The organism is Occallatibacter riparius (assembly GCF_025264625.1).
GTDB classification, from domain to species: domain Bacteria; phylum Acidobacteriota; class Terriglobia; order Terriglobales; family Acidobacteriaceae; genus Telmatobacter; species Telmatobacter riparius.
Map to the genome: position 1 here is coordinate 4,471,954 of NZ_CP093313.1, position 12,477 is coordinate 4,484,430.

9 protein-coding genes are annotated in these 12,477 nt (G+C 60.8%); 1 reads left to right on the forward strand and 8 read right to left on the reverse strand.

Going from position 1 to position 12,477, the window contains the following annotated elements; translation table 11 throughout:
* Positions 1-34: 34 nt before the first annotated feature.
* The gene (locus tag MOP44_RS18140; protein ID WP_260791662.1) at positions 35-472 is read left to right on the forward strand and encodes a D-Ala-D-Ala carboxypeptidase family metallohydrolase; all 438 of its coding nucleotides are present in this window, start codon (positions 35-37) and stop codon (positions 470-472) included.
* Between the two features lie 105 nt (positions 473-577).
* Here MOP44_RS18140 and MOP44_RS18145 read toward each other — a convergent pair whose 3' ends face one another.
* The 8 genes from MOP44_RS18145 to cysD all read right to left on the reverse strand — a co-directional run bounded on the left by MOP44_RS18145 (position 578) and on the right by cysD (position 12,391).
* A complete protein-coding gene (locus MOP44_RS18145; RefSeq protein ID WP_260791663.1) occupies positions 578-1,372 on the reverse strand; it encodes a 3-keto-disaccharide hydrolase in 795 nt (264 codons plus the stop codon).
* Positions 1,373-1,482: 110 nt separating this feature from the next.
* The gene (locus tag MOP44_RS18150; RefSeq protein ID WP_260791664.1) at positions 1,483-2,913 is read right to left on the reverse strand and encodes a rhamnulokinase; all 1,431 of its coding nucleotides are present in this window, start codon (positions 2,911-2,913) and stop codon (positions 1,483-1,485) included.
* Between the two features lie 41 nt (positions 2,914-2,954).
* Positions 2,955-4,106 carry a substrate-binding domain-containing protein gene (locus tag MOP44_RS18155; RefSeq protein WP_260791665.1) on the reverse strand — a complete coding sequence of 384 codons (1,152 nt, stop codon included), beginning with the start codon at positions 4,104-4,106 and terminating at the stop codon, positions 2,955-2,957.
* A 419-nt stretch (positions 4,107-4,525) separates the two neighbouring features.
* Positions 4,526-7,915: a glycosyl hydrolase gene (locus tag MOP44_RS18160; protein ID WP_260791666.1), complete on the reverse strand. Its 3,390-nt coding sequence runs from the start codon at positions 7,913-7,915 to the stop codon at positions 4,526-4,528.
* Positions 7,916-8,195: 280 nt separating this feature from the next.
* A complete protein-coding gene (locus MOP44_RS18165; protein ID WP_260791667.1) occupies positions 8,196-9,002 on the reverse strand; it encodes a sulfite exporter TauE/SafE family protein in 807 nt (268 codons plus the stop codon).
* Between the two features lie 18 nt (positions 9,003-9,020).
* Positions 9,021-9,713, reverse strand: coding sequence for a phosphoadenylyl-sulfate reductase (locus MOP44_RS18170; protein WP_260791668.1), 693 nt, complete (start codon positions 9,711-9,713; stop codon positions 9,021-9,023).
* Positions 9,713-11,425: a sulfate adenylyltransferase subunit CysN gene (gene cysN, locus MOP44_RS18175; protein WP_260791669.1), complete on the reverse strand. Its 1,713-nt coding sequence runs from the start codon at positions 11,423-11,425 to the stop codon at positions 9,713-9,715. Before cysN ends, MOP44_RS18170 begins: the two co-directional genes overlap by 1 nt.
* Positions 11,426-12,391 (reverse strand): sulfate adenylyltransferase subunit CysD, encoded by a 966-nt coding sequence (gene cysD, locus MOP44_RS18180; protein ID WP_260791670.1) that lies wholly within the window; start codon positions 12,389-12,391, stop codon positions 11,426-11,428. It abuts the gene before it with no gap.
* Between the last annotated feature and the right edge of the window lie 86 nt (positions 12,392-12,477).

The window sequence follows — 12,477 nt, forward strand, 5'->3', positions numbered from 1 at the left end:
GGAAGCCGGGATATTTTGTTTCGAAGGGGGAGTCATGCAACTCAGCGATCACTTCAGTCTCGATGAAATGACCTTCAGCTCAACCGCCGTCAGGCAGAGCATCGACAACACACCACCGCCCGATGTGGTGGAGCATTTGAAGGCAACAGCCGCCGGCCTCGAACAGGTGCGCGCCTTGCTGGGACTCCCACTCAACATTGATTCCGGGTACCGCTGCCCGGCACTTAACCACGCGGTTGGGGGTGTTCCTACCTCAGCGCATGTGACGGGCTACGCGGCGGATTTCGTTTGCCGGAGCTTCGGCGTTCCTCTGGAGATTGTCAAAAAGATCCAGGCCGACGGGACGATTCAGTTCGACCAGCTGATTCAGGAAGGAACATGGGTGCACATCTCGTTTGATCCGAAGATGCGGGGACAGGTGCTCACGGCGCACTTTGTGAACGGGAAGGCTACATATACGCAAGGGGCGTGAGTTGAGAAGCAGTACAGAGAAACAGGGAAAAGGGGATACAGAGAAACAGCGACCCGATCCGCCGAGGGGAGATTCCCTGCTTCTCTGTTTCTCTTCTTCTCTGTGTTACGGCAGATTGCGGACCCAGATGTTGCGGAAGCTGATGGGCTCTGATTTGTCCCCATGGGCCTGCAGCTTGATGGGCGCGCTGTCGTAGGCCTTGTAGAACGGCTTGCCGATGTAGAGCGTCTGACCCTTCAGCTCGAAGTGATTTTCGACGATGACGCCGTTCCAGAAGACGGTGGCGTACGCGGGCGTCTTGACCGAGCCGTCTTCGTTGAACGTGGGCGCGGTCCAGACGATGTCGTAGACGTTCCACTCGCCGGGCTTGCGCGCGGCATTAGCCAGCGGGATCGCCTGCTTGTAGATGCTGCCGGCCATGCCGTTCACATAAGTCGAGTTCTGGTAGGAGTCGAGCACCTGGAGTTCGTATCCGTCGTCCCCCGGGCCGGTGGAGGCGAGGAAGACTCCGCTGTTGCCGCGGGCCTGGCCTGAGCCGGTGATGGACTCGGGTACGCGGAACTCGATGTGAAGCTGGTAGTTCTTGAACTTCTGCTTGGTTTCGATGTTGCCGCCGGACTTCTTGACCTTCATAAGGCCGTCAACCACGTCCCAGGAAGCAGGGCCGTGATCCTTGACGTTGACCCATTCGTCGAGGTTCTTGCCGTCGAAGAGGACGATGGCGTCAGAGGGCGCGGCGCCGGCGTCTTTGGCGGGCGTAACAACCGGGGGAACCGGCTGCCAGATCTCGGTTTCTTCCGGCTTCATCTTGGGCTGAGTGGGCTGTTGGGCGACGAGGGAAGCACTGAACGAGGCGAGGGCCGAAACTGCTACGAGGGAGAAAACCTGATTGCGCGTCATGGCGGGAGTTTAAAGGTTGAGAGTAGGGGATAGGCAATAGGGACCAGAAATACAGGGATAGAGGGACAAAGGGAAGAAGGACAAACGAACACGGTTGTCGGCTTTCGCGGCTATTGCCTGACGCTCGACTCCGAGAGGACAAGTGCCCAGCGGCGGAGGGATTCCAGTGTGAGCTTGCCGTTGGGCGATTCGGCTGCGGCGAGTTGCACGGCGAAGTTGCCGATGGTGGAGCTTTCGACATTTCCGGTTTCGACGGGAAGGCCGGTGTGCTGGGCGGTGAGGCGCGTGAGGAGCTGGTTCTGGCTGCCTCCGCCAAGAATGTGAATGCGGCGAATGGGCCGGCCCAGCATTGATTCGAGACTCTCGATGGCGGACTTGTAGCGGCTGGCGAGGCTCTCGAAGATGAGGCGCGCAAACTTCGGTTCGTTGCCTGCGCAGTTTTCGATCGTCGCACATCCGATCTTGCGAAGCTCATCATTCAGGCGCTCAGGCATATCTCCATCGAGCATGAGCGGCGCTGCATCAACGGGAATAATGCCTGCGCAGTCGCACTCTTCGGCCTGGGCGATGAGCGCGGAGATCTCCCAGGCGCGGCCGGCCTGCCTCCAGCTCTCGAGACACTGCTTGAGGATCCACATGCCATTGACGTTGGTGTGGAAGCAGAATCCGCCGGCGGCTGCGCCCTGGTTGGTGTAGCCGGCTTGGAGGGCCTCTTCGGTGATGATTGGCGAGGAAACGACCGTACCGACCAGCGACCACGTTCCGGAACAGATGTAGGCTGTTCCATCGAGATCAGTGGCGATGCCGGCGATGGCCGACGCCGTGTCGTGGCACGCGGGAACGACGAGCTGCGTGCTGCGAAACGCTGGCAGCTCAGCGACCGGGCCGTTGAGACGGCCGACGATGGTTCCCGTTGAGACGATCGGCGGCAGATGATCAGCGGGAATGCCGAAGAGATCAAGCAGTTGATGCGACCAGTCGCCAGTGGCGATGTCGACGAGGCCCGTGTGCGTGGCGTTAGTGTACTCGGCAACGCGTCGGCCACCCAGACGGTGCAGCACATACTCAGGCAGGTTGACCCACGGAGCATGCGCATCGATGCCTGACTCCGGATCGGCCATGAGCTGGTAGAGGGTATTGATGCGCAGCGGCTGCGCGCCCGCCTTCTGAAACAGGCTGGCCGCAGAAATGAGCTGGTCGGCGCGCTCTTTGGTTGCGATCGTACGCTCGTCCCGATAGCAGAAGGGATTCGCGATCGGCTCCCCCTGGGCCTTGAGGCGGACGTAGTCGACCGCCCACCCATCCACCGCGATCGAAGCCACACCTTCCGGCGCTGCATCTGCCGCTTTGCGCAGACCTTCTTCAAGACCGGCGAAGATGCGATCGAACGGCCATCGAAGCGAAGAGCCGTCATGGGTCGGGCCGTTCGGCAGGCGATGAATAAGCTCGATTTGCGGCGTGTCGCCTCGCCAGCGGAGCAGCGAAACGCGGCAGCTTTCGGCGCCTAGGTCGATGGCGATGCGGGCAGGCTTCGTGGACACGGAAAAGTCGGAGTCTGAATCCACGAGAGCCTGCCTTTCGATCAGAGAGCCGAAGCGGGTTCGCGCTCGGAGCTCTGGTCGGTTCCATTGTGATTGTCGGGGTCGGCGGAGCCCAGAGTCTCCGGCGTGACGACGCGGTGGCGGACGTAGTTATACGGCGGCACGATGTGTCCGCGCAGCAGTGCGATGCCGAGCTGGATGAGGCGCGGGCCGTAGCTCTCGGCTCCATGCGAGACGGAACCGATAATGGCGCTCTTGCCGCTGCGCATCTCGTCGAGCACCTCAGGAATGCAGTCCTGGCCGACGATGGCGATGTCCTGCTCGCGTCCGGCTTGGCGCGCTGCGTCCAGAACGCCGAGAGCGCTCGAATCAGTCGCGGCGGCCACCAGCGTGCGCTGCCCCTTGCGCTGATTGCGCAGAAACTCCGAGACAGCAACGAAGCTTGGTTGGCGCATGCCGCGGCCTTCAAGGCGCAGGAAGCGGTCGGCGGGAACCTGGTCGAGCCGTTCGCGGATTCCCTCAAATGCGCCGGTGATGCGGCTCTGCACAAACGATCCAGCCTCGCTGAAGCCGATGCCGAGTACCCAGTCGACCTTGCCCTTCCACTTGTTGCAGGCGTACTGCGCGAGCAGCGCCCCTGCCTCGTATCCCACTTCGAAGTTATCGACCCCAAAGTAGGTCGCGTTGGGGTGGGGGATGTCGATCGCCACGAGAGGAATGTCAGCCTTCTTGAAGATGTGCGCGACGTGCGGAGCGACATGCTCTTCCACCTGGAACTCGAGGACTAGGTCGACGCGCTCCTTCACGAACTGCTCCGCATTCTTGATGGCAACATCCGGATCGTAGCGGTTGTCGAGCGTGAGCAGCTCGATGCCGGCAGCCGCCGCAGCCGAAGAAACGCTGTTGCCGACAGCAACGGAGAAGGGCATCTCGGCGCTCTGCGCAGCGAAGCCGAAACGCAGCCGCCGCGGTCGCGAGACGAGCCGGTACTGCCCGTTCTGCCCCTGCGCGACATACCCGCGATGCACGAGCGTCTTCAAGATGCGATAGACACTGGTCTTCGAAATCTTGGTCTGCTGGTAGACGTCTTCCAGAGCAACGGGTGCGTTGGTCTGTTCGAGCAGTTCAAGCACGTCGAGCGCCTTGGAGAGAATCGGGATAAGGTAAAGCCGCTTGATCTTAGTTTTCGACAAAACCGCGTTCCTCCCTCCGGCACCGGCCCCCTTGCGTTGCATCCTGCGTGCTCCTTTGACGGCCGCTGGGCGGCTGTTCACATTCCGCGCTGATGCCCTGCAAAATCCGCTTTCGGCGAGGGCTGCAAATAGATATCCAGCAGTCCGCGCATCCAGCGTTACTCGAGAACAAGAGGACTACGTTGTGCCAGAAAGCGCCACAAAAAGCTCTTCAACGGCGACAATCCAGCACTTGGCTTGCAACCAATCCTGTCACTCGCGATCAACCAATGCCGCTTTCAGTCATAACTCCCGGGCGGAGGCCGCGGCCGGGACCGTGGCCCTCATGTTCGCCTGGAAATCATGGCTCCCGTTAATGATAAGGCGATTTACCCGAGCGCGCCTCCACCTGAGAGATAACTGTCGTGAAACATCCTCGATTACTTCGCTTCCGAGCGAACCACAGCTACCGGTCCAATCAGGCCCGAAGGCAGCAGCGGCGATTTCGCCCGGTACGGTTTCACATCGGCAAAGGTGATTTTGGTCGCGCCGGGCTGCTCGTCGCCAATGAAGCGATTCACCCAGGCGTTCACCACCGTGATGACGACATCGTTCTTGCCCGGCTTGAGCGCCGACGTGACATCGATCCGATAAGGCGCATGCCAGACCACACCGAGGTCCTTTCCGTTCACCGAGACTTCCGCTAGGTTCTTCACATCGCCTAGGTCAAGCCAGAGATGCGAGCCCTTGCTGAACCAGTCGGCTGATGCCTGGATCGTTTTGGTGTAGGTTCCCACGCCGCCAAAGTACTTCACGCCGGGATCGCTGCTCTCGTTCCAGGCGGTGAGCGTGTCCATCGTGATGGAGGGCGGCGCGCCGCGGCCAGACTGGAATGCAACCTGCCACGGGCCTTCGACAGAAGCGACCTTCGTCTCGGTCGGCTTGGGAACAGTGTGTGACTTTTCCGCCGTAGCCTTGCGGAAGACCACGAACACGGTGCCCCATGGCTCCAGGTGCAGCGGAACCGTGGTGCGGCCGTCGGCGATGTTGAACGATGCAGGCTCGCTGGTGCCAGTCTCAGCACGCCAGAGTTCCGGCGCCTTGCCGGTCACCCGGAAAGTGGCATCGACTGTAGCTTCGTTGTCGCCGCGATTGTCGACAAAGTAGAGATCGCCGTCCGCCAGTTTGCGATGTACGAACCGCAGTTCGTTATCCTTCTGCGGCTTGGTGTAGTCGAAGTCGGGCTTGAGCTGCAGCGCATCGAACACAGCGGCCAGCGGCTGGCCTGCATAGACCGTGCCCTTGCCCACCTTGCGCACGCCGGTTCCGTCGCCGAAGAGCTCGTTGTTGAGCTTTGAGAATTCAGCGGCATCATCAGAGAGGCTGGGATCGTCTGCAGGCTTGGCGCCGGCGATCACTGCGCCATCCTGCGCAAGCTTGTAGATGGCGCGCAGCACCGGCAGCGACATGTGCTTGCTGTAGGCATCCAGGCCAAGCACCTTGTAGCGCATACCGCTCTTCGTGGTGAGCTGGCCATTCGAGACGCCCAATTCATGAATCAGCCCGTCTGCGTTGATGTAGTCGAAGCCATAGCCGGCTGGAATGTCAGGCGACTTGTCATTGAAGATTGCCGTCAGGTTCGAATCTTCACCGTAGAAGTAAACAAGGTCCGCGCCGAAGTGGCCCTGCTGCAGCAGGTAGCTCGAGCGGGCCAGATAGTTGATCCACGCGCCGGCCTGCTCCGCCCATGTTTCGTTGCGATTGAACCACTGGCCGAACGGCCCAAGCGTAAGACCTGGCTCCTTCGCCGGATCCACCAGCGGCTGGTGAGCCGACTCGTGAATCACGAAGCGGTTGATGCCGTTGAGCAGTTCTTGATCGGCGGTGGGTTTCAGCGTTGCCGGTGACCACGCCCATGGCGCGGCAGCCGCCGTAAGCGATTCAGCCGCAGCAAGGTTCTGCCCATAAAGGTGGGCCACAGACGCGGATTCGCGATCATCCGCGTTGTAGCCAAACTGTTCCTTGTTCACGCCCGGCGTCTGCGTCCACATGGCAGACATCGGGATCTCATTGAACTTCTTCACTTCCATGCCGTCAGCGACGAAGGCGCGGCCGCCTTCATGCGACTCGCCGTAGTGGCCCATGCCGCGCTCGTGCAGCGTCTCTTCAAGCTGCCCATAGTGTTCGTTGGCGATCAGGTCGCCGATAGTCTTACGGAAGTCCCACAGGAAGCGGTCGCTGGCCTCGGCGCTCTCCACCACGCGGCCTGCAAGCACCGGCATCCACGGCGTGGGATCGTAGCCGCGCAGTTTCTTGAACTGCGCAATCATGTTGTCAGTCCAGTTCTGCGAGCCGGCCTCCCAGCTGTCGTTGATGACGTAGCGGATGCCTTTCTTGCCCATCAGCTCGGGACCCACCGTCTCCTTGTAGCTGTCGAGATACTTCTCGAAATAGTCCTTTACGAAGCGGCGATCGAGCTTGTCCACTTCGAGTCCGGTAGCCTCCTTGGTTGCGGGATGGTTCGTAATGCCAAGCAGAGAGTAGCCAAAGCGAAGCACCACCCAATCGCCATCCGGAGCCGTCCAGTTGAGCGTGCCATCCTGCTGCATCTTCGAAGTGAGATCGACGACGTCAGCCTTCTTGATCGCATCGGCCGCGTCGACTGATGGCGTCGCAAATCCGTAGAGGTCTGGAGCAGGTACAAACGCTGCTTTCTCTTCGAACCGGTTCACGCGCGGCGCAGCATAGAGCGCCATCTCCGCAACTTCGTAATCCTTCGGCGGAGGTGGAATCTTGATCCCCAGTGCCGAGGCATCGAAGCCCTCGGCCCAAGCCGGTGGCGGTGGCGGAGCGGTAGCTTTAAAGGTGACGCGGAAGAACTTGGCTGTCACTGCTGCAAACGAAATGGTGTGTTCCGGCGCATCGCCGCCATTGAGACTCACCACAGGCCGCCAGTTCTGGCCGTCGTCGCTCGCTTCCAGATTCTTCTCGGGCGTTCCCACCATCATTCGCTCGATGAAGTTCGGATCCTTGGTCACGTACGAGATCGCGCGGATCGTCTGCGGAGCAGGGAATTCATACTGCACCCACGACACCGAACCTTTGGCCGGGATCGGAATCTTTGTGGTCTTCTCCAGGTCCCCATCACTTAGCACAGCGGCGTCAAACTCGGAGCCGCCGCTGGACGTGATCTTCGCGTGTTCCGGATCGATCGGCACGTCCGACGCTGCGCGGCGATAGGCGATGACCGCTGCATCCGCATAGAACTGCGGCGGATTCTGCATCTCTCCGCCAAATTGCTCATGAATGGCCATGTTCTGGAACGCGCCGGTGTTCGTAGGAGGATGTGGCAGCTTCCCATTGAACGGCTGCCCTCCCTTCACAACCGTCTCGCTCCAGACGTATTTCTTCATCCCGTGCTCAGCGGGAACCCAGGGCCCTCCCGTCTCGCTCCATCCGGGCGACCCGGCAATGGCTTCTTCCATTCCCAGCTGATCAGTCAGCTTCGTGGCATAGACAAAGGCCTGCTTCCAATCGGGCGTCATATAGGCCAGCCGCTTCGGCACAACCTGCGGAGTCTGCAGCGCGGCGTCGAAGTTCTGATAACCGGCGATCCCGACGCGATGCATCCACTCGAGATCGGCCTTGATGCCCTCCTGCGTGATGTTGCCGTTCATCCAGTGCCACCACACGCGAGGACGCGCGCTTTGAGGCGGGTCCTCGAAACCCTTCTTCAAAGGGTCAGTCGTGCTCTGGGCGAAGGCCGCCGCACCAAAGCCGAGCAGAAGAGTGACTGCAGTGGAAACAAATTTCTTCCAAGGGAAGGTCATGGCCTGATTTCTCCTGTGATGATGCGCCGTGCTGTTGCGCTGAGGACCCCTCTAATTACAGAGAAGGAGATTCGAACTGGTTTACCGTGGCGCGATGTCGAGGGAAATATAGGATTCGAAGAGCGACGCTGTCAAGAATTTTAAAATTATTTCTCTATTGGTTTGAATGAGCTAATTGATCCCGGTCTAAACAAGTTCCGGCGCCCTTGAGAGCACCGGAATTGCCGTTGTCAGGCCTTATGGAGTTTTGGAGTCTTTCCGCCAGCTGTGAACCGGAGCCCTAGGGATGGCGGCCCGCGCTGACCTTGCTCGAGTCCTGGCGCTGCGCTGCCGCGTGTGTCTCATAGCTGTTGAACAGGAATTGTCCGCCCAGAACCAGGAGCCATATCCAAAGGGCCAATCGCAGCGGCCGCCGGGGAACCCGCGCACTCAGCATCGTTCCGGCAATGGCCCCAAACGCACCGCCGGCAATCAGATGCAGCAGCAAGCCCGAGTCCGCTCCGTGGCCAAACCAGTGCGCTCCGCTTCCCAGCAGCGATACAAGGAATCCGAAGGCGATGTCCGTTCCCACCACCTGCGCCGGCTCCAGCGCTGTAAGGCTCAGCAGCGCAGCGCTGCCCAGAGCGCCCGCGCCGGCGGATGAGAATCCAACTTCCGCGCCGACCGGAAGCATGAGCCATGCGAGCCAGCGTGTGCGGTCCGGAGTGTTCACCTTCTGATGCATCGGGCGGAACGAGAACAGCAGCTGCCAGCTAGCCGTGGTCACCAGGATCGCACCAAGCAGGCCGTTCAAAAGATTCTGTGAGCCCGCGGTGACAAGGTGCTTCAGGAACAGAGACCCAATCAGCACGCCGGGCGCACCTCCCAGCAGCATCCATCCCAGCGTGCGCCACGCCACGTTCTTGCGCGCCACCTGCGCCGGTACGAGGATCAACTTCACAGCCGCGGAGAAGGTCAGACCGATTCCCACTGCGATGGGCGCAGGCACGCCGAGGAACAGCACCAGAATCGGCACCGTGATGGTTCCGGCGCCGACGCCGGTGAGCGCGATAAACAGCGCGATCAAAAATCCAATGAGATATTCCAATCGATCCTCGCCGACCTTCTATTTGCCTGCTTCGATATGGATGCCGCACTCCACCTTGCGTCCGGCCCACCGTCCCGACCGCGGATCGTTTGGATCCAGCGGCAACGATGTGCACGGCTCGCAGCCAATCGACGAATAGCCGCGGTCATACAAAGACAGCCGCGGAATTCCCAACTGCTCGCATGCGTGCCAGACGTCGCGTGTCGTCCACTCGGTCAGCGGAGCGAGTTTTATCACCTGCTTGCCGCCAGGAAGCGTGAACAGCGCGCGCTCTTCAAGTGCCGCCCTGCTCTTCGCCTGCTCGCGGCGCAATCCCGTAATCCAGACCCGATACTCGGCGACGGCCTTGAACAGCGGCTCCACCTTGCGAAGCTTGCAGCACTGGTCGGGAGCCGATTGATAGAGGATTCCGAACTGTGCCTCCTGCTGCTCGACCGTCTGCGCAGGCAAAAGGTTCACGAGATTCAGGTTCCACTCGCGCGCAATGCGATCGCGATACTCGTACGTCTCCGTAAAGTGATAGCCGGTGTCGAGGAACAGTATGGGAATCGCCGGATCGATGGCGATGGCCAGCTTTGTCAGCAGCACATCCTCGGCCTGAAAGCTGCACGTGAGGCAGACATCTCCAGCGCCGGTGATCTCCTGGGCGAGCGCGCTGCGCACGTTCTCCAACTTCGCGGCTACTTCATTTGCAATCTCGGCTACGCTCATTACAGGTTGGCCCCTTCTGCAGAAACAAAGATCCCTGCACGATTCAGTAGTTGGTGCACCGCCGATATAGCGTGCATCGGCTCGTTCGCATCCAAGCTGACCGATTCCGTCTCCACGCGCGCGGTCAACTCATCGCCTTCGTTTTCGCGGATGAGCAGCGTCAGGATCCCCGAACGCGTCTGCACGTCGATCAATGTGCCGAGCAGTGCCGGCTGCCTGAGGTCATCGTCGAGGCCCACGCGCGCGGACACCACCCCAATGGTGAACAACGACCGCTCAATCGCATTGATGAGTGTTGCCGGACCGCTAAGCTCGAGCACGCCGCCGCGATGTCCCCATCGCGCCTCGCGTTCGCCTGCCGTTACTTGGCCCCACGCATCCGGCGCATCATCGGCCTGCTCGGTTGCCGCGATCCCCGTCACCATGCCTGCGGCCACGGTCCCGTTGGTCTGCGGGTCGATCAGAATGAACGCACCGGTCGCGCGATTCTCCGCATAGCTATCCAGCGCCATCGGCCGCAGTAGCCTCAAGCGGACGGATCCGATGTCGTTCATCTCCAGCGTGGTAGCCAATTCGCGCTCCAGCAGCGCCACATTGGTGCGATGCTCAAGCGACGAGACGACCGCGGGCGCCGTGTGGCTCGTGTGCTTGATCAGGTACTTCCGCCCGATCTCCAACGGACGCGCGTCCATCCACACAACCGACGCCGTAACATCCCGGCTCACCTGCGCCGAAGGCCCCGCCGCAGTAATCAGATCGCCGCGGCTGATATCGACTTCGCTGTCGAGCACCAGCGTCACCGAAAGAGGCGCATGCGCCTCCTTCAGATCGCCGTCCCACGTAACGATGCGCTGCACCTTTGCGCTGCGGCCCGAGGGCTGCACAGTGATCGCGTCACCCACACGAATCACACCCGAAGCAATCTGCCCCGCGAATCCACGAAACGTATGATTCGGCCGAACCACCCGCTGCACCGGAAAACGGAATGCCTCGTCCTGTGTTGCGCGTGAAGACGGAAGCGACTCCAGCACTTCGAGCAGCGACGGCCCTTCATACCACGGCATCGCATCGGTGCGATGAACGACGTTATCTCCTGCAAGCGCGCTCACTGGAACAAAGACCGCCTCGACCGCCGTCCCGGTGTTCTCCGCGATCGTCGCCAGCACTGCGCGGAAGTCCTTCTCAATCGCGCGGAAAGCACCCTCGTCGTAGCCGATCAAATCCATTTTGTTCACGGCGACAATCGCATGGCGCACTCGCAGCAGCGACGCAATATACGCATGACGGCGCGATTGCACCAGCACGCCCTTGCTCGCGTCGATCAGCACCACCGTAGCATCCGCAGTCGATGCGCCCGTTGCCATGTTGCGCGTGTACTGCTCGTGCCCCGGCGTATCGGCAATGATGAACTTGCGTTTCGCGGTCGAGAAGTAGCGGTACGCCACATCGATGGTGATGCCCTGCTCGCGCTCGGCGCGAAGGCCGTCCGTGAGAAGCGCAAAGTCGATCTGGCCCGGAGCTGTTGTGCCCTTGCCTTCAATCGACCGCACCTGGTCTTCATACACCGACTGCGTGTCGTAGAGCAGGCGCCCGATCAGCGTCGACTTACCGTCATCCACGCTGCCCGCGGTCGAAAACCGCAGCAGGTCCTTGTTGCGCTCCAGCTCCAGAAATTCTTCAATAGAGAAGCGTTCGATAACTGCCGTAGCCATTTAGAAATAACCCTCCCGCTTCTTGATCTCCATCGAACCTTCCTGGTCGTGATCGATGACTCGATTCGCCCGCTCCGACGAGCGGAACGAAATCAGCTCGGCAATGATGTCGGGAATCGTCTCCGCATCCGAGCGGATCGCGCCCGTGCATGGCGAGCATCCCAGGGAACGCAGCCGGCACTTCACCATCTGCGGCTTCTCACCGGGCCACGCCACGAACTCCTGCTCAATCGGCAGCAGCGCCTCTTGTCCTCCGCTCAGCGGCCGCACATACATCGGCCGCTCCTTGGCGAAGTACAAATCCACCACCGGAATCTTCTCCTCGTGGATGTACTGCCACACATCCATCTCGGTCCAGTTCGACAGCGGAAACACGCGAATGCTCTCGCCCGGATGGACGCGCGCGTTGTAGAGGTTCCACAGCTCCGGCCGCTGATTCTTCGGGTCCCACTGCCCGCTTCCGTCGCGGAACGAATAGATGCGTTCCTTGGCGCGCGACTTCTCCTCATCGCGCCGCGCTCCGCCAAATGCAGCGTCAAAGTTGTAATGCCGCAGCCCATCGAGCAGCGCCTGCGTCTTCAGCAGTCCGCAGCAGCGCTTCGTGTCCAGCGCAATGGGATTCGTCCCCGCGGCAATCGCCGGCTCGTTGCGCCACACCAGCAATTCCGCACCCACCTGCCGCGCCATATCATCGCGGAACGCGATCATCTCGCGAAACTTGAATCCCGTATCGATGTGCAGGAGCGGGAAGGGAATCGGCCCCGGATAGAACGCCTTCTGCGCCAGCCGCAGCATCACGGACGAGTCCTTGCCGATGGAGTAGAGCATCACCGGCCGCTCGAACTCCGACGCGACCTCGCGCAGAATATGAATGCTCTCCGCCTCAAGCAGCCGCAGGTGGCTCAGGCGCGAAGAATCACTAACTATAGGAGTGCTTGACTGAATGTCGTTTGCGACAACCGGCATTTCGACCTCGTTGGCTTTGGGGATGCGCTGAGGCCGGTACGGCAAGACGAACTACCCGGCTCTCAAGCTACGGGTGCGTCTTGATC